We start from the raw sequence: 23345 nt of genomic DNA on the forward strand, positions 1-23345 counted from the left end.
GTACGTGACCTTCGGGGCGGCGGTCCGGCTGGCAGGCATAACTAGACGGTAACACCGGGGTCGTGGGCGCACCAAGCTTTCGGGGGTGAAAAACCGGGTAATACCTTCCGATCGGATTCATTCCGGTGCCGAATCACCCCTGCTGAGAATAGTTTTCGTGAGCGGGGTGGGCTGGCGGACGTTCTCCCGGCAGCACGAAACCCCGCTCGGCGGGTGCGGCGCCGGGCGGGGCTTCGTGGTGGGATGCGCGGCCGTGCCGGACCGACGTTCCGGCACGGCCGCGCGCGGCGGGCGGCTGCCTACTTCGCGGGCGCCGGGGCCGGTGCGTTGATCGTCTGGAAGTACTGCACGGCCGCGAGGACGGCAACCGGCGCGGTGACCAGCAACTGACCCGCAAGCGTGCCGAGCGCGCCGATGGCGATGATGCCGCCGAAGCAGCCGATGACCGCCGCCGGGACGAACGGGCCGAAGAGCCCGACGATGGTGGCCGAGGCGACGGTGGCGCCCGCGATGCCGCCGAGCACGCAGCCCGCGGCGCCGCCGACCAGGCCGCCGACCAGGGTGCCGATGGTGGCGCCCGCGCTGATGGTGCTGGTCAGCCTGGTCCAGGCCGCGACCTCACGGTCGTACTCGTTCTTCCACGGCGCCTTCTCCTCGTAGGGCAGCGCCACCGGCCGGTACTGCGCGTGCGCCAGGTCGACCAGCGGCGTCAGGGTGGCGGAGTTCCCGGCGATATTCGCGGCGATCGGGAACTCGAACTCGTCGATCCGGAAATTGAGCGCGGTGCCCGCGACAACGGTGCCGTCCGGTGCCTTGATGCGGAATTCGTTGTCCTCGACCACCAGCGAGCCCCGGTCGATCTCGATGATCGACTGGGTATCGGTGGCGTGCGCGGTGAAATTGACGCCGCCGGGCTCGGCGGGGACGTGCGGTGCTGCCCCCGCGGTACCGGATACGACGCCCGTCACCGCGGTGACCAGGGCCGCGACCACGGCCAGCTTCCTCATCCTCATGGCGCTTTCCTCATCTCGTAGAGCTTTCGCCGGAAAGCATGTGTTACGGGAGGGTCACGCGACGAGGGAAAAAAGCACGGCGATTCCAAAGGGCCCGGGGTTGTACGGGCGGACTTCTTTCCATCCCGAGCGAAAAGACTCCGCCGCGCGAAGTATCCGCTGCGGTTTGCTTCAAGCGCCCTGGACAGGGCTTTTCGGACCGCGCTATTCGGCGGCGGACTTCTTCGCGCCCCGAGCCGCAGTGGCCTTCTTCGCACCGGCCGTCGCTTTCGTCGCGACTGCCCGTTTCGCCGTCGCCTTCTTCGCCGTCGCCTTCTTCGCCGGCGCCGCCCCCGCGGCATCCTTGGCCGCCGCCTTCGCCTGCTTCTTGAATTCCCGCACCTGCGCCAAGGTCTCACCATCGGTCACATCCGCCACCGACCGCCGCGACCCCTCGTCGCCGTACGCCCCCGCGGCTTCCCGCCACCCGGCCGGCTCGACCCCGCGCTGCTTACCGAGCAGCGCGAGGAAGATCTTCGCCTTCTGCTCCCCGTACCCGGGCAGCTCGCGCAGCCTGCGCAGCACCTCGGCGCCGTCCGGATCACCGGCGGTCCACAGCTGCTCGGCCCGCCCGTCGTAGTGCTCGATGAGGTAGCGCGCCAGCTCCTGGGCCCGCCGCGCCATGGACCGGCCGTACCGGTGGATGGCGGGCGGCGTGGCGCAGAGCTCCTCGAACTCCGCCGGATCGGCCTCGGCGATGCGGTGGATATCGAAGCCGCCCATGCGATCGGCGATCTTCTTCGGCCCGCGGAAGGCGTGCTCCATCGGGTACTGCTGATCCAGCAGCATGCCGAGCAGGGTGGCGAAGTGATCGGCACTGAGCAGTGCGTCGGCCTCCGGCTCCTGGGCCAGGCAGAGCGTGCGGCTCATCGGTACTCCTCGGTCGGGGCGGGCGTCCCCATCATCGCACCCCACGCGCCGGCGAACCGCTGGTGACCCACCTCACAAACCGGCCGCGCGCGATCATCACCCCCCACGTAGGCTCGCCCCATGCCTCAGACGACGCCCCTGCCACAGCCGACGGCGCCACAGACGGACGGAAAGCACACCATGAACACCGACGGGTTGCGACCGGATCGATTCGACCGCGAAGGGCACGACCAGCTGGTCGACGTTCGCGACCTGCAAGCCGCGCTACCGGGTATCCACCGGCTGCGCACCTGGGCGCACGAAGCGCTCGCGCTGGCACCGGGCGAGCGCGCGGTCGACATCGGCTCCGGCACCGGCTCGGAGGTCTTCGCCTTCGCCGACGCGGTCGGCCCCACCGGCTCCGCGATCGGCGTCGAGCCGGATCAGAACCTGCTCGCCTCCGCACAGCGCCGCGGTACCCAGCTCGGCGCGCACGCGGAGTTCCATCCCGGCGACGCCTACGGCGTTCCGTTCCGCGCCAACTCCTTCGACGCGGTGCTCTGCGAGCGGGTCTTCCAGCACCTGACCACCCCGCTGCGCGCGGCGCGGGAGATCGAGCGGGTGCTGCGGCCCGGCGGCAGGGCGGTGGTGATGGATGTGGACTGGGGCACCGCGATCCTGCACCCCGGCGCACGGGAGATCACCCGCGAGGTGATCGAGACGCTGCTGGCCAGCACCACGAACCCGCTCTCCGGGCGCAGGCTCCCCGGCCTGCTCACCAGGGCGGGGCTGACGATCGACGACATCGGCTCGCACGCGCTGGTGCAGGAGCGCGCCGCCGGGGCTGGCTCGCTGGTCACCAAGATCTCCGCCATGGCGGTGGCCCGCGGCCGGATCACCGAGGCGCAGCGCGACGAGCTGCTCGCCGAGCTCGCCCGCGGCGCGGAGTCCGGCGACATCCACCTCTCGGTGACCATGTTCGCGGTGCTCGCGCACAAGCCGGAAAACACCTAGCCGCGCGCGGGCGGCGGTTGCGCTCCGCCGCCCGCCCCGGCTCAGTTACCCAGGTACTTCTCGGTGGCGGCCAGCAGCACGCAGGTGGCCAGCCCCTCCATGGCCTGCTCCAGCTCGGGCAGCCCGGGGAAGCTGGGGGCGATCCGGATGTTCCGGTCCTCCGGGTCCTTCTTGTACGGGAACGCCGAACCGGCCGCGGTGAGCGCGATCCCGGCATCCTTCGCCAGCGCGATCACCCGGGCCGCGGTGCCCTCCAGCACGTCGAGGCTGATGAAGTAGCCGCCCTTGGGCTCGGTCCAGGACGCCACCTTCGAGGCGCCGAGCCGGTCCTCCAGAATGCGCAGCACCAGCGCGAACTTGGGCTCCAGGATTTCCCGGTGCTTCTGCATGTGCGCCCGCACGCCATCGGCGTCGCCGAAGAAGCGCAGGTGCCGCAGCTGATTGATCTTGTCCGGGCCGATGCTCTTCTTCCCGGCGTGCTTCAGGTACCACTCCAGGTTCGGCGTCGCGGCCCCGAAGAAGCTGACCCCCGCCCCGGCGAAGGTGATCTTGGAGGTGGAGGCGAAGACCAGCGGGCGGTTCGGGTTCCCCGCCGCCGCGGCGAGCCCGAGCACGTCGAGCACCGGCGCCGCGGTGTCGGTGAGCGGGTGCACGGCGTACGCGTTGTCCCAGAGCAGCCGGAAGTCCGGCGCCGCCGTCGGCATCGAGACCAGCTCGCGCGCAACCTCTTCGGAGAAGACGACGCCGCTCGGGTTCGAGTAGTTGGGCACCGCCCACAGCCCCTTGATCGCCGGGTCGGCCGCGACCAACTCGGCGATCCGGCGGGTATCCGGCCCGTCCGGGCCGATCGGCACCGGGATCATCTCGACGCCGAGGCTCTCGGTGATGGCGAAGTGCCGGTCGTAACCCGGGCTCGGACAGAGGAACTTGACCACCGGCTCGGCCGCCCAGCGCCGCTCGGAATCCGGGGTGCCGTAGAGCATGGCAAAGACCAGCACGTCGTGCATGATCTCCAGGCTGGCGTTGTTGCCCGCGATCAGGTTCGCGACCGGAATGCCGAGCAGCTCACCGAAGATGGCGCGCAGCTCGGGCACGCCGTGCTGGCCGCCGTAGTTGCGGCAGTCGGTGCCGGAGCCGTCCCGGTAGTCGCCATCGCCGGGCAGCGTGAGCAGCCGCGCGGAGAGATCGAGCTGCTCCGGCGCCGGCTTGCCACGGGTGAGGTCCAGCGTGAGCTTCTCGGTCTGGAGCTTCGCGTAGTTCGTGGCCTGGGTCTCGTGCTCGGACACCAGTTCCTCGTGGCTCATCAAACCGATCTGCGTTTGCCGGGACATCCTGAATAGCCTTTCAAGCGGCGTGGGGGGGTGGAAGCGCCGCCCAGGTTACTCGAGACCGGCGCCGAGCGGGGTGCCGTTGGCACGGCCGGGACGTGAAGATACGGGCGGCCGAGCGCCGCACCCGGAGAGGTTGTAGGGGACCCCGCGCACCCGGCAGAGCCCGTTGACCCTTGCTGCCTTCCGGCCCTGGGGGAGTTCACAGGATGCGCGCCGCGCGGGATCCGTCGGCCAGTGTAGCGGCCTGCCCCCGCCGTAGCCCAATTCGGGGCGGTTTGGGTCGTCGGCGCCCGGTTCGCTATGCTGCTGCACGGAGGATTCGCCTAGTGGCCTATGGCGCTCGCCTGGAACGCGGGTTGGGTTAACGCCCTCAGGGGTTCAAATCCCCTATCCTCCGCAGCGGCCCCGGCCGGGAACATCGCTTCCCGGCCGGGGCCTTTTCCGTGCCACCGGCCGGCCCCCTAAGTGACCACGAATTCCCTCTCGATTCAGGCTTACACCGCGCTCCCAAGCTGATAAGTTAATTGCAATTCTTCGAGTAGAGGAGCGCATCGATGCGTACAAGCCTTCGTCTCACCGCCGCCTCGGTCGCGGCGGCCGCCCTGGTCGCCACCGCCTCCGGCGCGCTGGCCCAGCCGATCGAGCCCGCCCCGGCGCCGGTCGCCGACAGCTACAGCACCGGCTCCTCGGGGGCGGACCACGCGGGCGACGCGCTGCGCACCGGGCAGTACCTGGTCCAGCAGGGCAATGTGATCGGCGTCCTCGTGCTGCTGGTCACCACCCCGTTCAAGATCTTCACCAGCGGCGTCTGCGATCTGGCCGCGGGCTCCAGCCTGCCCAACCCGTGCGTGCCGAGCGTCTGGTAAATCCGCTCGCCGCACCGGCGCCGGGTCACCGGAATGGACAGCGCGGTGGTCCACGTCGACGGAGCCGACGGGCACGGCGCCCGGCTCCTGCGCTGATCAATCCCGGTGCGCGGCGCCGACTTCGGCCACCGCGGCGGCCAGCAGCTCCAGATACCGATCCGGGTCGGGCAGCACCGCGGGGTCGGCGTGCACCGAGAGCGTCAGGGTGTCGCCGAGGCCGGTCACGCCGTGCGTCAGGTGCATGACGCTGCCCAGCGCGGGAAAGCCGCAGGACCAGCGCACCGCTCCCCCGCCGAAGGCGAGATCCGCCGGACCCCGGTGCACGCTGGAGAGCACGGTGTGCCCGGCGATCTGGTCCGGCACCGCATCCACCGGGTACCGCTCCAGATCCCGGCGCAGCACCGCCGCGGGCAGCACCGCGGTCACCCGGTCCTGCGCCCGGAGCAGCGGGTGCGCCGCGCGGGTGCGGCGCGCGGCCAGCTCGGCCGCGATCAGCGCCGAGCGCTCCCGCAGCTCCGGCACCCCGGTGTGCAGCTCGACTCCGACGCTGCGGTAGTTGTTCCGCCCGCCCGCACCCGCCACCGGCGCCCGCGCGCCGAACCGCCGCACCGGGTGCCCGCCCTCGCCCGCCGCGATCGCCACCGGCACCTGCGCGCCGAGCCGCTCCGCCGGGTGTCCGCGCTCGGCGAGGTACCGCTCCATCGCCACCGAGACGACGGTCAGCGCCAGCACGGTCACGGTGCGGCCGGGGGCGCGCAGCCGCTCGGCGGGCAGCACCAGCACCCGCGCGACGTGCCCGGCGGGCGGCGCCGCGGGATTCAGCGGCCCCGGCGGGAATCCTGGCCCCGGTGGCGGGATCTCCCCGGCCGCGGTGCGCGCCGCCAGCTCGCGCGCCGCCCGTGCCGCCGCGACCCCGCGCAGCACCGTCGCCCCCATCCGCCAGGGGAAGAGCGCGGCGCCCGCCACCGCCCGCAGCGCCCCTGCCGCACGCACATCCGTACGTGCACCGGAAAGACGATCGGGTCGGCAAGCACCGGGCGAGCATGCTTTCACTCCGCCCCGATCCGCTCCCGCGCGCCCGGGATCCTCGGGCTCTCCGGCCCCGAACAGCGCCCGCGCGATGCGCGCCGCACCCCGGCCATCGGCCAGCGCGTGCGACACCTGCAGCACCGCGACGAGCGCGGGATCACCGGTGCCATCCGCCCCGGGGACATTGCGTACCCCGCGGAAGACATGCAGCCGCCAGGGAAACTCCGCGGCCGCTACCCGGCTATCGAGGAGCACTCCGAGCGCCCGCGACACCGCGTGCCAATCGGAATCGGGAATCTCATGTTGCCGGAATTGTTCTGAATGGAATTGTGAGGGCGTCCAGAAGGGCTGGTCGAGGTCGGCGGGGGTCCGGCGGAGGCGGACCGACAGTTCCGGGATGCGCGCGCTGCGCCGGGCGATGAATTCGCGCAGTTCCGCGCCGGGACGTCCGGTATCGGCGAAACAGTAGAGCAGGAAGAGATCGGTGGGCCCGCGCGCCGCGAGCCAGTACATCGTCGCGTCCTGTGCCGCCAGCGCTTCCATCGCCGAACAGGCTACCGGCGCGGTACGGAGTGCCGGTGCGGGCTATGACACCCGGACGCGCGAAGGCCCCGAGCCCGCCGGCTCGGGGCCGATCATTCCGCTCGCGAATCCGTCCGGATCAGCTGCGGCGGAATTCCGCACCGGATAGCCCGGATAGGAACGTGTTCCATTCGCTCTGGGCGAAGGCCAGTACCGGGCCACGCCCACCGGCCTTGCTGTCCTGGACCGCTACGTTGCCGTCGACCAGGAATGCGACTTCCACGCAGTTCCCGTCGGGCCCACTGTAACTACTCTTCCGCCACACAGCGCCGGTTGTATCAACCTCCACGGCACTAGCTCCTTTGCTGCGTCGAGAACGACAATTCAGAGTTCGTTCACGGCACCGGGCTTCGCGCAGGCGAAACCCAGGTACGTCAATGAGTTGATGGTGTGGAACATCCCCAGTGCGTCGCGAGCGCACTGTTCGCCTAGGTGAGAACCACCTCGATCGGGGCCGGCCCCGTGCTAGACAGTAGCAGGTCCGCCGAAAAATTGCTCACTGCTTACCTATTCGACTCCGTTCCTGCGCCGAGCGGTGGAGTTCGGGATGTTGCGCGACCATTGCCGGGCACCTCGGGCCATTACCGGGCCACAGTTGAAGTCTACATTCCAACCCGGCGTGATTTGTTCGTGATCGTTCATTTTTAATCCGGTCGGGTGGCCGAACCGGGCATGGGCGCCGGCGTGGATGATGGACGGATGCAGGACCGCGAACGAGATGCCGAGGGCAGGGCACGCAGCACCAGGCCCCGCGACGGCTTCGGGCGGCCGCTGCCGCCGGGCAGCATCGGGGTGCCGCGGATCCCGGACGACCTGGAGCTCCCGCCGGACCGCACGCTCGGCTACGCCCAGGAGCTGCTCGACGACGGTCTCGCCTTCAACGCGCACGAGGTGCTGGAGGCGGCCTGGAAGAACGGGCCGTTCGCCGAGCGGCAGCTCTGGCAGGGGCTGGCGCAGCTCGCGGTGGGGCTCACGCACATCCAGCGCGGCAACGCCAAGGGCGCGCGCACCCTGCTGCTGCGCGCCGCCGAGCGGCTGGCGATGTACGAACCGGAGCCGGGCGGCGATCACGGCGTCGACCGCGCCGGGCTGATCGAATACGCCCGCGCGCTGGTCGCCCGGCTGGCACCGGACGCCGAGATCGCCCCCGGCGACCTGCGGCCCGCGCTGCGCCGATGAGCGCGCCGGAGGCGGGCACCGCGGGGCAGGCCGCCGAGCACGCACCCGGCACCGCGCGGCCGGTCGGCGTACCGGACCCCGGCGCCGGGCGCTACGCCCCGAGCCCCTCCGGCGACCTGCACCTCGGCAATCTCCGGACCGCCATCCTGGCCTGGCTCTTCGCCCGCTCCACCGGTCGCCGCTTCCTGCTGCGCATGGAGGATCTGGACCGGGTGCGCCCCGGCGCCGCCGAGCGCCAGCTGGCGGATCTGCGCGCCATCGGCCTCGACTGGGACGGCGAGGTGATCAGGCAGTCGGAGCGGCTGCCGCGGTACCGCGCCGCCGTCGAGCGGCTCACCGCCGCCGGGCGCACCTACGAATGCTTCTGCACCCGCAGGGAGATCCAGCAGGCGGCGACCGCGCCGCACGCCCCGCAGGGCGCCTACCCCGGCACCTGCCGCACGCTCACCCCGGCACAGCGCGGCGAGTTCCTGGCGGCCGGCCGGCCCGCCGCGGTCCGGCTGCGCGCCGATGTCACCGAGTTCGAGATCGTGGACGAGCTGCACGGCCGCTACCGGGGTGCGGTGGACGACGTGGTGCTGCTGCGCGGCGACGGCGTGCCCGCCTACAACCTCGCGGTGGTGCTCGACGACGGCGCGCAGGAAATCGACCAGGTGGTGCGCGGCGACGATCTGCTCGCCTCGGCGCCGCGGCAGGCGTATCTCGCCACCCTGCTCGGGCTCCCGGTGCCGCGCTACGCCCACGTTCCGCTGGTGCTCAACCAGGCGGGGCAGCGGCTGGCCAAGCGCGACGGGGCGGTGACGCTCGCCGATCGCCTGGCCCTCGGCGATTCGGCGGAGCGGGTTTTCGCGCTCCTGGTGGGTTCGCTCGGTCTCACCGGGCGCACGCCCGCCGCTGTGCTGGGCGGATTCGATCCAGCGCGGTTGCCGCACGATCCCTGGACACTGCACCCGAATAGGTTGTCGCCAGCGAAGGAATGTCCGTAAGTTAGCACCCGACCCGATCGACTGATCACGGACGAGGACATACATATGACGAGCGGTGGGTACGACCCCAACCAGTATCCGCAGGGCGGGCAGCAGTACCCGCAGGGCGGCGGCCAGCAATACCCCCAGCAGGGCGGCCAGCAGTACGGCCAGCAGCCCCAGTACGGGCAGGATCCGTACGGCCAGCAGCAGCCCCAGTACGGCCAGCAGCCCCAGTACGGGCAGCAGCCGCAGTACGGCCAGGATCCGTACGGCCAGCAGCAGCCGTACCCGCAGACCGGCCAGCAGTACGGCCAGCAGCCGGGCTACACCGGCCCCGGCCAGCCGGGCGACCTCGGCATCCGCATCGTGGCCCGGATCATCGACAACCTGATCGTCGGCATCCCGGTCGCCATCGTCGCCGCGCTCATCGGCTACGACAACTTCGTCGGGCAGTTCATCGCGGGCCTGCTGATCTCGCTCGCGGGCATCGCCTACTTCGTCGCGCTGGAGACCTCGCAGGGCGCGACGCTCGGCAAGAAGATCTTCGGCCTCAAGGTGCTCGCCCCCGGCGGCGCGGCCAAGATCGACCCGCAGACCTCGGTCAAGCGCAACCTGTTCATGCTCGCCAACGTGATCCCCTGCGTCGGCGGGCTGATCTCGCTCGGCCTTATCATCTACATCATGATCACCATCTCGAACGACCCGAACCGGCAGGGCTGGCACGACAAGTTCGCCGGCGGCACCCAGGTCGTCAAGGCCGGGCAGTAGGCCACAGCGCGACGAACGAGGGGCGCTCCCACCGATGGTGGGGGCGCCCCTCGCGCGTTCGACGAAGGTCAGGCCGAGCCGACGAGCACGATCACGAAGTACACGATGGTCAGCGCGATGCCGCCGGCGCCGATCCAGATGCCCGCCAGCGCCATATTGCGGCCCTCCTGGCCGCCGCGCTCCTTGATCTGGTTCAGCGCCATGATGCCGAGCACGATGCCGACGATCGAGCCGAGGCAGGTGCAGAGCCCGACCAGCGAGACGATCAGCGAGGCGATGGCGAGGCCGTTCGTGCCCTGGTTCTGCGGGTAGCCGTAGGGCTGGTAGGCGCCGCCCGCGTACCCCTGGTTGCCGTAGTTCGGCTGCGGCTGGCCGTACGGCTGCGCGGCGGGTTGCTGCGGGTAGCTGGAATAGGACTGCTGGCCGTACTGCGGCTGGCTCTGCGGCTGCCCGTACTGCTGTTGCTGGCCGTACTGCTGCTCGGGTTGCTGTGGCGCCGACGGGTATCCGGGCTGGTCGGAGGTCGGGTACTGCGGCATCGAGCCCTGCGCGCCGGAATCCGGCGACACGCCTTGGCCGCCGTACTGCTTCCACCACTCGTCGGAATCGCCGGGATTCGTCATGGGTACAGCGTATTCCACGACCTGGTTTGATGAGGCGCGTGACCGATTCCACCAAGCTCGACGACCACGACGGGTCTGGACGCCCCGTGCCCGCCCATGCGGCATTCGCCCAGGCGGCACGGGGCTACTACACCCCGATCGTGGCGCTCTTCGCCACCACCCTGATCATCTCCAATGTCTGCGCCACCAAGGGCGTGGAGTTCTTCGCCGGCTCGTCGCTGACGCTCGGACCGGTGCAGATCCTGCCGATCGCGACCGACGGCGCCTTCTTCCTCTTCCCGCTCGCCTACATCCTCGGCGACGTGCTCAGCGAGGTGTACGGCTTCCGCGCCACCCGCCGCGCGGTGCTCTACGGCTTCGCCGCGCTGCTGCTCACCGTCGCCTGCTTCGCCATCGCCATCCGGCTGCCCGCCGCCGGGTTCTACGAGAACCAGGAGGCGTTCCGCACCGTCATCGGCACCACGCCGCGGCTGGTGCTCGCCGGGCTGGCCGGGTACCTGGTCGGGCAGCTGCTGAACTCCGTCACGCTGGTGCTGATCAAGGAGCGCACCAAGGAGCGGTTCCTGTGGGCCCGGCTGATCGGCTCCACCGTGGTCGGCGAGTTCGCCGACACCCTGCTCTTCTGTGCCATCGCGGCCGGTGCCATCGGCATCGACACCTGGCAGCAATTCGTGAACTACCTGGTGGTCGGCTTCCTCTGGAAGACGCTGTGCGAGGTGCTCGTCCTGCCCATCACCTACCGGGTGATCGCCTGGCTGAAGCGGCACGAGGACTACGAGCCCCGCCCGCGCCCCGCCGTCGAGGAGTGAGTGAGCCGCGCGAGGGCGGCTCAGTTCGTGGCCGCCCTCCCGGTACCCCAGCGCCCCAGCGTCTCCGCGCGGAAGGCGTCGAAGCCGCCGTCGACGATGCTCGCCCGGATCCGGTCCAGCAGCCGCACGGTGAAGCGCTCGTTGTGCACGGTGCAGAGCGTGGCGGCCAGCATCTCCTTGGCCTTGAACAGGTGGTGCAGGTACGCCCGGGTGTAGTGCGCGCAGGTGTAGCAGTCGCACTCGTCGTCGATGGGGGTGAAGTCGCGGCGGAAGCGGCTGGTGTTGATGTTGTAGCGGCCGTCCGGGTGGTAGACGGCGGCATTGCGCGCCACCCGCGAGGGGTTCACGCAGTCGAAGGTGTCGGCGCCGTTCTCGACCGCCGCGAAGAGATCCTCCGGCTCGCTGATGCCGAGCATGTGCCGCGGCCGCTCCTCGGGCAGCTCGTCGCAGCACCAGCCGACGATGGCGCCGAGCTTCGCCTTCTCCAGCGCGCCGCCGATGCCGTACCCGTCGAACCCCGACCCCTCCGCACCGCGCAGCGCGGCCAGCTCGCGGCACGCCTTGCGCCGCAGGTCCTCGTACTGCGCACCCTGGATGACGCCGAAGAGCGCCTGGTAGGGGCGGTGTGCGCGCTGCGCGGTGAGCTTCTCGTGCTCGTCCAGGCAGCGCTGCGCCCAGCGGTGCGTGCGGGCCAGCGCCTGCTCCTGGTAGCGGCGGGTGTTCAGCAGCGTGGTGAGCTCGTCGAAGGCGAACATGATGTCCGCGCCGAGCTGATGCTGGATCCCCATGGAGACCTCGGGGGTGAAGCGGTGCGCCGAGCCGTCCAGGTGCGAGCGGAAGGTGACGCCGTCCTCGTCCACGGTGGCGAGCCGCTCCTTGCCCGGCGCTATGACGTCGTCGCTCTGCACGGTGACCGCCTCCATGGCGAGCACCTTCTTGAACCCGGCGCCCAGCGACATCACCTGGAACCCGCCGCTGTCGGTGAAGGTGGGGCCGGGCCAGTTCATGAAGGCGCCGAGCCCGCCCGCCTCGTCCACGATGTCCGGGCCCGGTTGCAGGTAGAGGTGGTACGCGTTGGCCAGCAGCGCCTGCGACCCCAGCTCGGCCATGGTCTCCGGCAGCACCGCCTTGACCGTCGCCTTGGTGCCGACCGGGACGAAGGCGGGGGTGGCGATCGCGCCGTGCGGGGTCGTGATCACCCCGGCGCGCCCGTGCCGCCCCGGCAGCCTGGCATCGATGCGGAACGAGAAGTCGGCAGCCACGCCGCCCATCCTCGCAGGCGCCCCGGTCACGCCTGCGCGGTGGCCGCCGCGAACTGGGCGTTGTAGAGCCGGTAGTAGGCGCCGCGGCGTTCGAGCAGCTCGTGGTGCGTGCCCTGCTCCACGATGGTGCCCTTCTCCATCACCACGATCAGATCGGCACCGGTGATGGTGGAGAGCCGGTGCGCGATGACGAAGCTGGTGCGGTCCCGGCGCAGCGCCGCGGTGGCCTGCTGCACCAGCAGCTCGGTGCGGGTGTCCACCGAGCTGGTCGCCTCGTCCAGGATCAGGATGGATGGCTTGGCCAGGAAGGCCCGCGCGATGGTGATGAGCTGCTTCTCGCCCGCGCTCACCCCCGACCCCTCCTCGTCGATGACGGTGTCGTACCCCTCCGGCAGCGCGTGCACGAAGCGGTCCACGTAGGCGTCGCGGGCGGCCGCGAGGATCTCGTCCTCGGTGGCGTGCTCGTTGCCGTAGGCGATGTTCTCCCTGATGGTGCCGCGGAAGAGCCAGGTGTCCTGCAGCACCATGCCCATCCGGTCGCGCAGCGCGTCCCTGGTCATGGCGGTGATGTCGGTGCCGTCGATCCGGATGGCGCCGGAGTCGAGCTCGTAGAACCGCATGAGCAGGTTCACCAGCGTGGTCTTGCCCGCGCCGGTCGGGCCGACGATGGCGACCACGTGCCCCGGCTCGGCGACCAGCGAGAGGTCGTCGAGCACCGGCGTCGCCGGGTCGTAGCCGAAGGACACCCGATCGAACTCGACCCGGCCCCTTCCCGCGCCCCGCTCCGCGAACTCCACCGGATCCTTGCCCTGCTCCTCCGCGTCCAGGATCTCGAAGATCCGCTCCGCCGAGGCGACCCCGGACTGCAGCAGGTTGGCCATGGCGCCGATCTGCGTGAGCGGCTGGCTGAACTGCCGCGAGTACTGGATGAAGGCCTGCACGTCGCCGAGCGAGAGGTTGCCCGTCGCCACCCGCACCCCGCCGACCAGCGCGACCAGCACGAAGTTGAGGTTCCCGAGGAACATGATCGCGGGCATGATCAGCCCGGAGATGAACTGCGCCTTGAAGCTGGACTGGTAGAGCTGCTCGTTGCGCCGGTCGAACTCCGCGCCCACCTCGGCCACCCGGCCGAAGGCGGTGACGATCTCGTGGCCGGTGTAGGCCTCCTCGACCTGCGCGTTCACCATGCCGGTGAACTTCCACTGGTCCACGAAGTGCGGCTTGGAGCGCTTCGCGATCTGCGCCGTCACCACGATCGCGGCGGGCACCGTGAGCAGCGCGATCACCGCGAGCAGCGGCGAGATCCAGAACATCACGACCAGGATGCCGAGCACCGAGAAGACCGAGGTGAGCAGCTGGCTCATGGTCTGCTGCAGGCTCTGCGAGACATTGTCGACGTCATTGGTGACCCGGCTCAGCACGTCGCCGCGCGGCGCCGAGTCGAAGTAGCGCAGCGGGAGCCGGTGGATCTTGTCCTCCACGTCGGCCCTGAGCTGCTTGATGGTCCGGTTGATCACCAGGTTCAGCAGGAAGGCCTGCAGCCAGCCGAAGACCGCCGCGCCGATGTACAGCACCAGCACCAGCATCAGCACGCGGCCGACGGCCTCGAAGTCGACGCCGACGCCGGGCACCGCGTTCATCGCGCCGAGCATGTCGGCGAAGGTGCCCTGGCCGCTCGCCCTGACCGCCGCGATCGCCTCGTCCCGCGTGGTACCTGGCGGAAAGGGCAGGTTCTTGCCGACAACGCCGTCGAAGATCAGGTTGGTGGCCCGGCCCAGGATGTACGGGCCGAGGGTGTTCAGCACCACCGACAGGATCACCAGCGTCACGATGGTGCCGACCAGCACGCGGTGCGGCCCGAGCCGCCCGAGCAGCCGCTTCAGCGACGACTTGAACGACTTCGGCTTGGTCTCCGGCGCGCCGGGCACCGCCATCGGCCTGGTCACAGCGCCTCCTGTGCCATGCGGGGCACCCGCACCCGGTCGGCGCGGCGAGCGCGTGCGCGATTGTCCCTCACAGCGCCTCCTGTGCCATGCGGGGCACCCGCACCCGGTCGGCGCGGCGAGCGCGTGCGCGATTGTCCCTCACAGCGCCTCCTGGGCGGAGAGCTGGCTCTCCACGATCTCCCGGTACTCCGCGCAGTCCCGGAGCAGCTCCTCGTGCGTGCCGATGCCGACCACCGCGCCGTCCTCCAGCACCACGATCTGGTCGGCGTCGCGGATGGTGGTCACCCGCTGGGCCACGATGATCACCGCGGCGTCGGCGGTCTCCGGGCGCAACGCGGCGCGCAGCCGCGCGTCGGTGGCGACGTCGAGCGCGGAGAACGAGTCGTCGAAGAGGTACACCGCCGGCTTGCGCACCAGCGCCCGCGCGATGGCGAGCCGCTGCCGCTGCCCGCCGGAGACGGTGGTGCCGCCCTGCGCGATCGGCGTCGCCAGCCCCTGCGGCATCTCGCGCACGAAGCCGGCCGCCTGCGCCACCTCGAGCGCGTGCCAGAGCTCGTCGTCGGTGGCGTCCGGCTTGCCGTAGCGCAGGTTCTCCGCGACCGTGCCGGAGAAGAGGTAGGCCTTCTGCGGCACCAGCCCGATCCGCTCGCGCAGCTCGGCGAGCGCCAGCTCCCTGACATCGGTGCCGCCGACCAGCACCGCGCCCGCGGTCACGTCGATGAGCCGCGGAATCAGGTTGACCAGCGTGGTCTTGCCCGCGCCGGTGGAGCCGACGACGGCGGTGGTGCTGCCTGGCGCCACCCGGAACCGGACCCCGCAGAGCACCGGCTTCTCCGCGCCGGGGAAGGCGAACTCGGCGCCGCGGAACTCGATCGTGGCCGGGCTCTCCCGGAACGACACCGCCGCCGCCGGCTCCCGCACCGACGACTCGGTGCCGAGCACCGCCCCGATGCGGTCGGCCGAGACCGCGGCGCGCGGCGCCATCATGGCCAGGAACGAGGCCATCATGACCGCCATCAGGATCTGCATGACGTAGGAGAGCAGCGCGGTGAGCGAGCCGATCTGCATGTCGCCGGAATCCACCGCGTGCCCGCCGAACCAGATCACCCCGACCGCGGTCAGATTGCTGATCAGCATGACCGTGGGGAACATCAGCGCCATCAGCCGCCCCACCCGCAGCGAAGCCGCGGTGAGCAGGTCGTTGGCGACCTCGAAGCGCGCCGTCTCCTGCCGCTCCCTGACGAAGGCGCGCACCACCCTGATCCCGGTGATCTGCTCGCGCAGCACCCGGTTCACCTGGTCGATGCGCTCCTGCATCTGCCGGAACCCGGGCACCATGAAGGCCACGATCACGCCCATCGAGATGCCGAGCGCGGGCACCGCGACGAGCAGCAGCCAGGAGAGCCCGAGATCCTCGCGCAGCGCCATGATGATGCCGCCGACGCACATGATCGGCGCCATCACCAGGATGGTCGCCGACATCACCACGAGCAGCTGCACCTGCTGCACGTCGTTGGTGTTCCTGGTGATCAGCGAGGGCGCGCCGAACTGCCCGACCTCGCGCGCGCTGAAGGTGCCGACCCGGTGCAGCAGCGCACCGCGCATATCCCGGCCCGCCCCCATGGCCGCCTGCGCCGCGAAGTACACCGACGTCGCCGAGGCCAGGATCTGCACGCCGGAAACGGCGAGCATCCACAGGCCGGTGCTCCAGATGTAGCCGATATCGCCCTTGGTGACGCCGTCGTCGATCAGATCCGCGTTCAGGCTCGGCAGGTAGAGCATGGCGATGACGGAGATCAGCTGGAGCGCCACCACCGCGGCGAGCTGCCTGCGGTAGGGGTAAAGACGGGTGCGGAGCAGTCCGATCAACATGATGTGGGGGAGGCTACCGGGTGCCGGGTACGCCGTCGCCGGCTTTTCAGCGCCGCGCCCATGCGCCGGGATCAGCCGTCAGCGAAACCACGAAGCCGGGCAGCTCGTCGGCGGCGATATCGGCGATCGAGACGTTCTCCAGCACCGATCTGATGTTGACGCGCAAGGCGATCCACACCTGCTGCAGCGGCTCGGCCGCGCCCGTGTACTTGACGTCCTCCGGGCGCTGCCCGCGCACCGAGGCGAGCGGGCTCTCCACCGCGCGGATGACATCGGCCACCGAGATCTCCGCGGCCGGGCGGGCCAGCCGGTACCCGCCGTCCGGGCCGCGGCGGCTGGTCACCAGGGTGCCGCGGCGCAGCTCGCCGAGCACCGTCTCCAGCACCTTCGGCGGGATCTGCTGCGCGGTGGCGATGGCGTCCGCCTTCACCGCGCCCGCCGCCTGGCCGCGCGCGATCTCGAGCAGCGTTCGTACCGCGTAGTCGACCCTCGCGGTGATGTGCACGGCTAAGCTCCTGGACTCGGCGATCGGAGGACTCCCGGTTGACACCGGAGAATCTACGCGCCGCACGGACCGAATCCGCCCGCGCCGGAACGTCTCACCGGTCGGCGAGGCCACCGAGCACCGTCACGGCGCAGTCCAGCAGGAGGTGCTCCACCAGCTCCTCCGGTGCGCCGGGCACGTACTCGGCGCTCACCAGCGCCACCGTGATCACCTCCAGCGCCGCGGCGGCGCGCAGCGTGGACTCGTCGGTCGGCGATGGCCCCGCCAGCCACAACCGGATCCGCTCGCTGCTGTCTATCCAGTCCGGGTAGCGGTCGTTGAGCGCGTTGATGATGGCGACCGTATCGCGCAGGAGCAGCACACCCGCGTCCCGGTGCCGCACGATCCCGCGCAGATAGTCGCGCAGGACCGTGCGCACGTTCGCGCCGGACCAGACGACGCTGTCGGTCTCGGTCGCTATCGACCGCATGTGATCGACGATCGGATCGATGATCGCCCCTAGCAGATCCTGTTTCGAGGCGTAATGATAGTAGAGGGACGCCTTGGTGATTCCCACCACATCGGCTACCTCGCGCAGGCTCGTCTGCTCGAAGCCCTTGACCGCGAAGAGGTCGAGCGCGGCATCGCGAATCGCGTCTTTGGTGCTGCCACCTGCGGATACGGCGGCAGCCGGGCTTCGGCTCGGCATATGTTCGGTCCTTTCCTGCTTGGGTACACGGTGCCTGTACCCCGCGGCAACGGTGTTGTCGCGGCCGCTGTCCGGCGGTTAGTCTACCTACCGCACGGTAGGCAGAGAGCGATCTGTGGAGGCGGGGCCGACGAAGACCCCGCGGGTGCTGTCTACACCGGTGCTGTTCCCACCGCTCGACTCAGCGCGCCCAGTCATCGTCAGGAGATTCTCGTGTCCGTACTTCTCTACCGGTGGGGAAAGTTCGCTTTCCGCCGTAAATGGATAGTGCTTCCGGTCTGGCTCTTACTGCTCGTCCTGCTCGCCGGGGTCGGCAACACGCTGAGCAAACCGATGACCGACGACTTCAGCCTGCCCGGCCTCCCCTCGGAGCGAGCCACCGAGATCCTGGACAGGCACTTCCCCGGCGCCTCGGCCGCCTTCGACTTCGACGCCGTCACCGGCACCTACGTGATCGGCGCGCCCGCGGGGCAGAAGCTCACCGACCCGGCGAACCGGGCCGCGGTCGAGGCGTTCATCGCCAAGCTGAACGAGCTCGGCATCGTCGACCACGCCAAGCCGCTGGCCGACCCGATCGAGGCCACCGAGCAGCTGGGCTGCCTCACCGACCGGGATCCGTCGACGTGCAGCTCGGCGCCGCTGAACGTGCTCAACGAGGCGAACCCCGATTCGGTCGCCATCCTGAGCGTGCCCTTCGGCATCGCCAAGTTCGCCGACGTCACCGCCGACGACCGCGCGGCCGCCTACGACGTGGCCGACGAGGCGCGCAACGCCGGGCTGACGGTCGAGCTGAGCGGCTCCATCGCGCAGGAGCCGGAGATGCCGAGCGGCACGTCCGAGCTGATCGGCATGGCGGTGGCGCTGGTGGTGATGATCGTGGCCTTCGGCGCGATCGTGGCGGCCTTCGTGCCGATCCTCACCGCGCTCGTCGGGCTCGGCGCCGCGACGTCGCTGATCATGGTCGGCACGAACTTCATCAATATGCCGACCTTCACCGTCTTCCTGGCCTCGATGATCGGCATCGCGCTCTCCATCGACTACGCGCTGTTCATCGTCTCCCGGTACAAACACGAGATCAGCGTCGGCGATTCGCCGGAGGACGCGGCCGGGACCGCGCTCGGCACCGCCGGTTCCGCAGTGGTCTTCGCCGGGCTCACCGTGATCATCGCGCTGGCCGGGCTGAGCATCGTCGGCGTCCGCTTCCTGACCTTCATGGGCCTCGGCGGCGCCGTCGCCGCCGCGTTCGCCGTGCTCACCGCCATCACCCTGATGCCCGCGCTGCTCGGCGCCTTCGGCCGTTTCCTCTTCAAGCCGAAGATCCCGTTCATCGCCAAGCACGACACCGAAGACGAATCGGTGGTCACCGTCGGCACCAGGATCGCGCGAGTGATCGCCAAGGCGCCCGCGGTGACGCTGCTGCTCAGCGTGGTGCTGCTCGGCGCGCTCGCCGCACCGGCGGCCGGGCTCCAGCTCGGGCTGCCCGGCGAGGACAGCATGCCCCGCGACACCACCGTGCGGAAGGCCTACGAGCTGCGCACCGATGGCTTCGGCGAGGGCAGCAACGGCATCCTCAACGTCGCCGTCGACCTGGAAGGTGTCCCGGCCGAGCGCCGCGACGCCGCGCTGGCCGCGCTGCAGGAGCGGCTCGGCTCCTACCCGGGCATGGACTACGTGACCGCGCCGCAGCGCAGCGAGGACGGCCTCGGCGCGCTCATCGACGGCGTGCCGAAGGCGGGCCCGAACGACCAGGCCACCAAGGACCTGGTCGCCGAGGCCAGGGACGCCGAGGCCGAGCTGCAGAGCGAGTACGGCATGGAGTACGGCATCACCGGCTCCACCGCCATCTACGCCGATATCGACCATGTGCTGCTCAGCAAGATCGCGCCGTACCTGGCGATCGTGGCAGGCGCCGCCTTCGTGCTGCTGATCCTGGTGTTCCGCTCGATCCTCGTGCCGCTCACCGCCGCGCTCGGCTTCCTGCTCTCCATGGCCGCCACCTTCGGCGCCACGGTGCTGATCTTCCAGGAGGGCGCGCTCGGGCTGATCGAGGATCCGGGGCCGATCGTCAGCTTCCTGCCGATCATGCTCATCGGCCTCGTCTTCGGCCTCGCCATGGACTACCAGGTCTTCCTGGTGACCCGGATGCGCGAGGAGTACGTGCACGGCAAGTCGCCGGTCGACGCCATGATCAGCGGCTACCACCACGGCGCCCGGGTGGTGATCGCCGCGGCGATCATCATGATCTCGGTCTTCGGCTCCTTCATGCTCGAGTCGAACGCGGTGGTGAAGTCGATGGGCTTCGCGCTGGCCGCTGGCGTGCTGTTCGACGCCTTCATCGTCCGGATGATCCTGATCCCGTCCCTGCTCGCCTTGCTCGGCAAGTGGGCTTGGTGGATGCCCGCCTGGCTGGACCGGATCCTGCCCGACATCGATGTCGAGGGCGCCAAGCTGGTCGCGCTGCGCGAGAACCGCACCGAGGCGAAGGAGAAGGAGCCTGCCTCGGTCTCCTGACCCGGACGTGCAATGGCGGGCCCCGCACCCTTCCGGGTGCGGGGCCCGCGCACATGACAGCGCCCGGCCGGTGGCTGCCGAAGGAGCTCTCCACCTGCCGGGCGCTGTCTTCCCCGAGAACCCGGATGCCGCCACACCCAGGGCCCCGACTCGCGGCTACCCGATGGGTAGCGCCTGCCCGCTACGGGCTCGGCTGCGGCACATTGCAGTCATCGATCTTCGGGTTCACACCCAGGTAGTTCAGCGGGCCTGCGATCACGGTGACCGCGATCGTGCCGAACCCGGCGCAGTTCACCGGGCCGCTGTCGAAGTAGTCGCGCTGAGCCGCGGCGATGATGCCGATGATCAGCCAGACCAGGACAATGACACTTCCGATTCTCATGTTTCTCTCGCGCATCGCTCAGTGCGGATAGTCGTGCGGCGCATCATGCTTCGCTTTCCTTCCCGCAAGATCTATCCGCGCGGATACCCACTGTCCGGCGTTCTATCCGGCGGCGGGAGCAATGTCCGGGGGTGTCAGCGTAAGGGGGGTGGACACCGAGCGGCCGCGACCAGGCGCGGGATGCCCGAACTGTGACCCAGCGGCCCGAGCGCCGGGCAGCGCGTGGCCAAAAAAAGCCCCTCACCTGCTGAGATCAGGTAAGGGGCCGCTGGCGGTGGCGGAGGGATTTGAACCCTCGGAGGGGGGTTACCCCTCACACGCTTTCGAGGCGTGCTCCTTAGGCCGCTCGGACACGCCACCGCCGACAACCATACACGGGCGGCTCCGGATCGCCGAAACGGCTGGTCAGCGGCGTTCTCGAAAGAATCGGTCGAGAAGTGCGGCGCACTCGGGTTCGAGCACGCCGCCGCGCACCTCGGGGCGGTGGTTCAGGCGGCGGTCGCGGACGACGTCCCAGAGCGAGCCGACGGCGCCGGTCTTGGGCTCCCAGGCGCCGAAGACGACGCGGGCCACCCGGGCGAGGACGAGCGCGCCCGCGCACATGGTGCACGGCTCGACGGTGACGGCGAGCGTGGCGCCGCCGAGCCGCCAGCCGTCGCCGTGCACCGCGGCGGCCCGGCGCAGGGCGAGGATCTCGGCGTGCGCGGTGGGGTCGCCGAGTTCCTCGCGGGCATTGGCGGCGCGGGCCAGCTCCCGCCCGTCGGCGTCGAAGACGACGGCGCCGATGGGGACGTCGCGCGGCCCGGCTTCGCCCGCCGCGGCCAGCGCGGCCCGCATGAACTCGGCGTCGGCAGGCACCTCAGTGCGGCAGTTTGTCGAGCACCGCGGCGAACTCGTCGGCGAAGCCGAGCCGCTGGGCGATCATGCCGAGCTGCTCGTCCGGGTAGAGGTCGGTCTCGGCCAGGATGACGCTGAGCACCGGCTCGGGCAGGCCGAGATCGGCGAGCACGCCGAGATCGCCCTCCTCCCACGGCTCCACATCGTCGAGGTCGTCCGGGTCGATGTCGGGGACCTCGACATTGAGCGCCTCGAGCACATCGGCGGCGATGTCGTAGTCGATGGCGGCGGTGGCGTCGGAGACCAGCAGCCGGGTGCCGCTCGGCGCGGGCCGCACCACGACGAAGAATTCGTCGTCCACGTCCAGCAGCCCGAACACCGCGCCCGAGCTGCGCAGCGCCTTCAATTCGGTCTCGGCAGCGACGAGATCGCCGAGCGCGGCGTTGCTCAGCGGGCTACACCGCCATTTACCCTCTTCACGTACAACTGCCACGGCGAACCCCTCGACGTCGTCGTAATCGTCCGACGCCGCTCCGTTCGTGCCCGAGCGCTGTGCTGCCATGGCCGCCACGGTAGTCTGCCCGGGCTCAATTGTTGAAGTCGTAGGAGAACTCCGAACCGATGACCGCCAGCCGCCCCGTGCCCGTGTGTGTGCTCGGCGCCGGGCTCATCGGTGGTTCCCTGCTCCGGGCGGCGGCCGCCGCCGGGTGGGAGACCTTCGGCTACAACCGGTCCGAGATCGCCGCGCGCGCGGACGGATTCGACGTCGGCACCGAGCTCCCCGCGGTGCTGCGACGGGCGGCCGCGGCCGATGCGCTGGTGGTGCTCGCGGTGCCGATGCCCGCGCTGGACGCGGTGCTCGCGCAGGTGGCGGCGCATGCCCCCGGGTGTGCGCTGACCGATGTGGTGAGTGTCAAGGCGCCGGTGGCGGCGGCGGTGCGGGCGCACGGGCTGGCGGCGCGGTTCGTCGGCGGGCATCCCATGGCGGGGACGGCCGAGTCCGGGTGGGCGGCCGCCGACGCGGCTCTTTTCCGCGGCGCGGCGTGGGCGGTCACCGTCGACGACGGCACCGACCCCGCGGTGTGGCGGCGGGTGGCGCGGCTCGCGCTGGACTGCGGTTCCCGGGTGGTGCCGGTGACGGCCGCCGAGCACGACGCCGCCGTCGCCCGGATCTCGCACCTGCCGCACGTGCTGGCCGAGGCGCTGGCGCAGGCCGGGGCCGAGGGCGGGGCGCTCGCGCTCGGGCTGGCGGCGGGGTCGTTCCGGGACGGAACGCGGGTGGCCGGGACCGCGCCGGACCTGGTGCGCGCCATCTGCGAGCCGAATGCCGAGGCGCTGCGCGCGGTGCTGGACGAGACGCTCGAGGTCCTCACCGCGGCCCGCAGGGCCCTGGACGGCGGCTCGCTGGCCGCGCTCGCCGAGGCCGGGCACGCCGCCCGCCGCCGCTACCAGGACCAGCGCCCGGAGACCATCGCCGGCATCGTCCCCGGCGCACCGGGCTGGCTGGAAACGCTCCGCACGGCGGGCCGCCGCGGCGCGGTCATCACCGCCATCGACTGAGGCGGGCCGGTCCGCGGGCACGCGTGGGCAGACCGCCGCGGGCGGCGTTTCGAGCGAGCCGGCCAACGGTGGAAGTGCGGGCCGGAGCTCAGATCCGCTGCGCGAGCCCGGGGTAATCCAGCAGGAATCCGTCCTCGTCCACCGTGACGGTGGCACTCGACACCGGCGACAGCACGCTGATCCCGTCGGCGGCGCTGCTGTAGACGAGATTCGCCTCCTGCACCAGCAGGTCGGGCAGCCGGACGTACACGACCGGCACCTGCACCTCCTCCATCGCGTGCTGCAGACCGAAACGGCGAATCGGCAGTGTGTTGAAGAATGGGCTGAGCACCACATCCACATCGAGCGCACCGGCGAAGGTGGCGCGCACGTGGCTGCCGCCCGCGTCGACGAGCCAGTAGTTCTCGTTGTCCCGCGCGAGCGAGGCGTGCCGCTCGCCCACACTGGTCGTGGTGCGCAGTGAGAGCCGCTTGGTGGCACCGTTCTCATCGGTGACCAGGTCGTACGAGGCGCTGAAGGCCGGGTGGTCGGCGCAGGCGCCGCCGATCATGCGGCCGGTGGCACGGATGCGGTTCCCATTGAGCGTCGCGCGCACCGACTCCATGCGCATCCCGTTGTGGGCACGCCACGTGAGAATCGCCGGCCACCGGGATTCCTCCGGTTGGCTTTCGGGTCCTTGGCCTGGGTTCGTCACCCTTCTACGGTAAGCGAC

Annotated in this window: 22 protein-coding genes, 2 tRNA genes, 1 other RNA gene and 1 pseudogene; 9 read left to right on the forward strand and 17 right to left on the reverse strand. The window is 70.6% G+C overall.

The genetic code is table 11. The annotated features are described in order from the left end of the window. Window positions 1–299 precede the first annotated feature (299 nt). Together NH2_RS03935 and NH2_RS03940 are read right to left on the reverse strand one after the other, a co-directional pair. A complete protein-coding gene (locus NH2_RS03935) occupies window positions 300–1013 on the reverse strand; it encodes a DUF8020 domain-containing protein (RefSeq protein ID WP_067648287.1) in 714 nt (237 codons plus the stop codon). Between the two features lie 336 nt (window positions 1014–1349). Further along, window positions 1350–1922, reverse strand: a pseudogene (locus NH2_RS03940) (HhH-GPD-type base excision DNA repair protein); the annotation flags it as partial. Between the two features lie 180 nt (window positions 1923–2102). Here NH2_RS03940 and NH2_RS03945 point away from each other — a divergent pair. Beyond that, complete coding sequence (locus tag NH2_RS03945; RefSeq protein WP_067648290.1) at window positions 2103–2915, forward strand: methyltransferase domain-containing protein; 813 nt, start codon at window positions 2103–2105, stop codon at window positions 2913–2915. A gap of 41 nt (window positions 2916–2956) precedes the next feature. On the opposite strand, the gene NH2_RS03950 is transcribed toward NH2_RS03945, so the two are convergent. Continuing rightward, complete coding sequence (locus NH2_RS03950; RefSeq protein WP_067648293.1) at window positions 2957–4246, reverse strand: aspartate aminotransferase type Ic; 1290 nt, start codon at window positions 4244–4246, stop codon at window positions 2957–2959. Between the two features lie 134 nt (window positions 4247–4380). Continuing rightward, window positions 4381–4475, reverse strand: an RNA gene (gene ffs / locus NH2_RS03955) — signal recognition particle sRNA small type. A gap of 83 nt (window positions 4476–4558) precedes the next feature. Between ffs and NH2_RS03960 the strand changes: the two genes are divergently transcribed. Both NH2_RS03960 and NH2_RS03965 read left to right on the forward strand, forming a co-directional pair. Next, a tRNA-Ser gene (locus tag NH2_RS03960) sits at window positions 4559–4643 on the forward strand. Window positions 4644–4800: 157 nt separating this feature from the next. Continuing rightward, window positions 4801–5112 carry a hypothetical protein gene (locus tag NH2_RS03965; protein ID WP_067648296.1) on the forward strand — a complete coding sequence of 104 codons (312 nt, stop codon included), beginning with the start codon at window positions 4801–4803 and terminating at the stop codon, window positions 5110–5112. A gap of 96 nt (window positions 5113–5208) precedes the next feature. Here the strand turns inward: NH2_RS03965 and NH2_RS03970 are convergent, their stop codons facing one another. Both NH2_RS03970 and NH2_RS30270 read right to left on the reverse strand, forming a co-directional pair. After that, complete coding sequence (locus tag NH2_RS03970) at window positions 5209–6105, reverse strand: WS/DGAT domain-containing protein (protein ID WP_157103593.1); 897 nt, start codon at window positions 6103–6105, stop codon at window positions 5209–5211. A gap of 697 nt (window positions 6106–6802) precedes the next feature. Next, a complete protein-coding gene (locus NH2_RS30270) occupies window positions 6803–7144 on the reverse strand; it encodes a DUF397 domain-containing protein (protein WP_369690024.1) in 342 nt (113 codons plus the stop codon). A gap of 278 nt (window positions 7145–7422) precedes the next feature. Here NH2_RS30270 and NH2_RS03980 point away from each other — a divergent pair, with 278 nt between their 5' ends. The 3 genes from NH2_RS03980 to NH2_RS03990 are packed head-to-tail and all read left to right on the forward strand — an operon-like array spanning window position 7423 to window position 9638. Further along, window positions 7423–7902: a DUF309 domain-containing protein gene (locus NH2_RS03980; protein ID WP_067648308.1), complete on the forward strand. Its 480-nt coding sequence runs from the start codon at window positions 7423–7425 to the stop codon at window positions 7900–7902. Next, on the forward strand, window positions 7899–8888 hold the full coding sequence (gluQRS, locus tag NH2_RS03985; protein WP_084505198.1) for a tRNA glutamyl-Q(34) synthetase GluQRS: 990 nt from the start codon (window positions 7899–7901) through the stop codon (window positions 8886–8888). The genes NH2_RS03980 and gluQRS overlap by 4 nt, the downstream gene beginning before the upstream one ends. Before the next feature lie 45 nt (window positions 8889–8933). Then, window positions 8934–9638, forward strand: coding sequence for an RDD family protein (locus NH2_RS03990; RefSeq protein WP_067648310.1), 705 nt, complete (start codon window positions 8934–8936; stop codon window positions 9636–9638). Window positions 9639–9706: 68 nt separating this feature from the next. Here NH2_RS03990 and NH2_RS03995 read toward each other — a convergent pair whose 3' ends face one another. Further along, window positions 9707–10261: a DUF4190 domain-containing protein gene (locus NH2_RS03995; RefSeq protein ID WP_067648313.1), complete on the reverse strand. Its 555-nt coding sequence runs from the start codon at window positions 10259–10261 to the stop codon at window positions 9707–9709. 29 nt (window positions 10262–10290) lie between these two features. On the opposite strand from NH2_RS03995, the gene NH2_RS04000 reads away from it, so the two are divergent. Continuing rightward, entirely contained in the window at window positions 10291–11070 is a 780-nt protein-coding gene (locus NH2_RS04000; protein WP_067648316.1) for a queuosine precursor transporter, read from the forward strand. A gap of 20 nt (window positions 11071–11090) precedes the next feature. Here the strand turns inward: NH2_RS04000 and tgt are convergent, their stop codons facing one another. From tgt to NH2_RS04025, 5 genes are all read right to left on the reverse strand, one after another. Further along, complete coding sequence (gene tgt, locus NH2_RS04005; RefSeq protein WP_439951730.1) at window positions 11091–12332, reverse strand: tRNA guanosine(34) transglycosylase Tgt; 1242 nt, start codon at window positions 12330–12332, stop codon at window positions 11091–11093. 26 nt (window positions 12333–12358) lie between these two features. Next, window positions 12359–14266, reverse strand: coding sequence for an ABC transporter ATP-binding protein (locus tag NH2_RS04010; RefSeq protein ID WP_084505199.1), 1908 nt, complete (start codon window positions 14264–14266; stop codon window positions 12359–12361). A gap of 150 nt (window positions 14267–14416) precedes the next feature. Then, window positions 14417–16150 (reverse strand): ABC transporter ATP-binding protein, encoded by a 1734-nt coding sequence (locus NH2_RS04015; RefSeq protein ID WP_067648326.1) that lies wholly within the window; start codon window positions 16148–16150, stop codon window positions 14417–14419. A 46-nt stretch (window positions 16151–16196) separates the two neighbouring features. Next, window positions 16197–16655 (reverse strand): RrF2 family transcriptional regulator, encoded by a 459-nt coding sequence (locus NH2_RS04020; RefSeq protein ID WP_067648328.1) that lies wholly within the window; start codon window positions 16653–16655, stop codon window positions 16197–16199. Window positions 16656–16749: 94 nt separating this feature from the next. Beyond that, window positions 16750–17343 carry a TetR/AcrR family transcriptional regulator gene (locus tag NH2_RS04025; protein ID WP_067648331.1) on the reverse strand — a complete coding sequence of 198 codons (594 nt, stop codon included), beginning with the start codon at window positions 17341–17343 and terminating at the stop codon, window positions 16750–16752. Between the two features lie 213 nt (window positions 17344–17556). On the opposite strand from NH2_RS04025, the gene NH2_RS04030 reads away from it, so the two are divergent. Then, entirely contained in the window at window positions 17557–19854 is a 2298-nt protein-coding gene (locus NH2_RS04030) for an MMPL family transporter (RefSeq protein ID WP_067648332.1), read from the forward strand. A gap of 181 nt (window positions 19855–20035) precedes the next feature. Here the strand turns inward: NH2_RS04030 and NH2_RS04035 are convergent, their stop codons facing one another. From NH2_RS04035 to NH2_RS04050, 4 genes are all read right to left on the reverse strand, one after another. Beyond that, on the reverse strand, window positions 20036–20236 hold the full coding sequence (locus NH2_RS04035) for a hypothetical protein (protein ID WP_067648335.1): 201 nt from the start codon (window positions 20234–20236) through the stop codon (window positions 20036–20038). A 269-nt stretch (window positions 20237–20505) separates the two neighbouring features. After that, window positions 20506–20596 (reverse strand) — tRNA-Ser (locus NH2_RS04040). 45 nt (window positions 20597–20641) lie between these two features. Continuing rightward, window positions 20642–21073: a nucleoside deaminase gene (locus NH2_RS04045; protein ID WP_067649244.1), complete on the reverse strand. Its 432-nt coding sequence runs from the start codon at window positions 21071–21073 to the stop codon at window positions 20642–20644. Between the two features lie 22 nt (window positions 21074–21095). Continuing rightward, window positions 21096–21635: a tRNA adenosine deaminase-associated protein gene (locus tag NH2_RS04050; RefSeq protein WP_067649247.1), complete on the reverse strand. Its 540-nt coding sequence runs from the start codon at window positions 21633–21635 to the stop codon at window positions 21096–21098. Window positions 21636–21694: 59 nt separating this feature from the next. Between NH2_RS04050 and NH2_RS04055 the strand changes: the two genes are divergently transcribed. Further along, window positions 21695–22633, forward strand: coding sequence for a prephenate dehydrogenase (locus tag NH2_RS04055; RefSeq protein WP_067648337.1), 939 nt, complete (start codon window positions 21695–21697; stop codon window positions 22631–22633). An 88-nt stretch (window positions 22634–22721) separates the two neighbouring features. Here NH2_RS04055 and NH2_RS04060 read toward each other — a convergent pair whose 3' ends face one another. Beyond that, entirely contained in the window at window positions 22722–23327 is a 606-nt protein-coding gene (locus NH2_RS04060; RefSeq protein WP_084505200.1) for a putative glycolipid-binding domain-containing protein, read from the reverse strand. Window positions 23328–23345: the final 18 nt, after the last annotated feature.

This window comes from Nocardia harenae NBRC 108248, from assembly GCF_001612885.1.
Classification (GTDB): domain Bacteria; phylum Actinomycetota; class Actinomycetes; order Mycobacteriales; family Mycobacteriaceae; genus Nocardia; species Nocardia harenae.

What these genes read in the sequence shown, in the direction of transcription:
- NH2_RS03950 (WP_067648293.1), bottom strand. Translation starts at nt 4,246, where the DNA reads ATGTCCCGGCAAACGCAGATCGGTTTGATGAGCCACGAGGAACTGGTG.
- NH2_RS03935 (WP_067648287.1), bottom strand. Translation starts at nt 1,013, where the DNA reads ATGAGGATGAGGAAGCTGGCCGTGGTCGCGGCCCTGGTCACCGCGGTG.
- NH2_RS04035 (WP_067648335.1), bottom strand. Translation starts at nt 20,236, where the DNA reads ATGAGAATCGGAAGTGTCATTGTCCTGGTCTGGCTGATCATCGGCATC.
- NH2_RS03945 (WP_067648290.1), top strand. Translation starts at nt 2,103, where the DNA reads ATGAACACCGACGGGTTGCGACCGGATCGATTCGACCGCGAAGGGCAC.
- NH2_RS04010 (WP_084505199.1), bottom strand. Translation starts at nt 14,266, where the DNA reads ATGGCGGTGCCCGGCGCGCCGGAGACCAAGCCGAAGTCGTTCAAGTCG.
- NH2_RS04045 (WP_067649244.1), bottom strand. Translation starts at nt 21,073, where the DNA reads ATGCGGGCCGCGCTGGCCGCGGCGGGCGAAGCCGGGCCGCGCGACGTC.
- NH2_RS03980 (WP_067648308.1), top strand. Translation starts at nt 7,423, where the DNA reads ATGCAGGACCGCGAACGAGATGCCGAGGGCAGGGCACGCAGCACCAGG.
- NH2_RS04025 (WP_067648331.1), bottom strand. Translation starts at nt 17,343, where the DNA reads ATGCCGAGCCGAAGCCCGGCTGCCGCCGTATCCGCAGGTGGCAGCACC.
- NH2_RS04000 (WP_067648316.1), top strand. Translation starts at nt 10,291, where the DNA reads ATGAGGCGCGTGACCGATTCCACCAAGCTCGACGACCACGACGGGTCT.
- NH2_RS03990 (WP_067648310.1), top strand. Translation starts at nt 8,934, where the DNA reads ATGACGAGCGGTGGGTACGACCCCAACCAGTATCCGCAGGGCGGGCAG.
- NH2_RS04050 (WP_067649247.1), bottom strand. Translation starts at nt 21,635, where the DNA reads ATGGCAGCACAGCGCTCGGGCACGAACGGAGCGGCGTCGGACGATTAC.
- NH2_RS04055 (WP_067648337.1), top strand. Translation starts at nt 21,695, where the DNA reads ATGACCGCCAGCCGCCCCGTGCCCGTGTGTGTGCTCGGCGCCGGGCTC.
- NH2_RS03965 (WP_067648296.1), top strand. Translation starts at nt 4,801, where the DNA reads ATGCGTACAAGCCTTCGTCTCACCGCCGCCTCGGTCGCGGCGGCCGCC.
- NH2_RS03995 (WP_067648313.1), bottom strand. Translation starts at nt 10,261, where the DNA reads ATGACGAATCCCGGCGATTCCGACGAGTGGTGGAAGCAGTACGGCGGC.
- gluQRS (WP_084505198.1), top strand. Translation starts at nt 7,899, where the DNA reads ATGAGCGCGCCGGAGGCGGGCACCGCGGGGCAGGCCGCCGAGCACGCA.
- NH2_RS04015 (WP_067648326.1), bottom strand. Translation starts at nt 16,150, where the DNA reads ATGTTGATCGGACTGCTCCGCACCCGTCTTTACCCCTACCGCAGGCAG.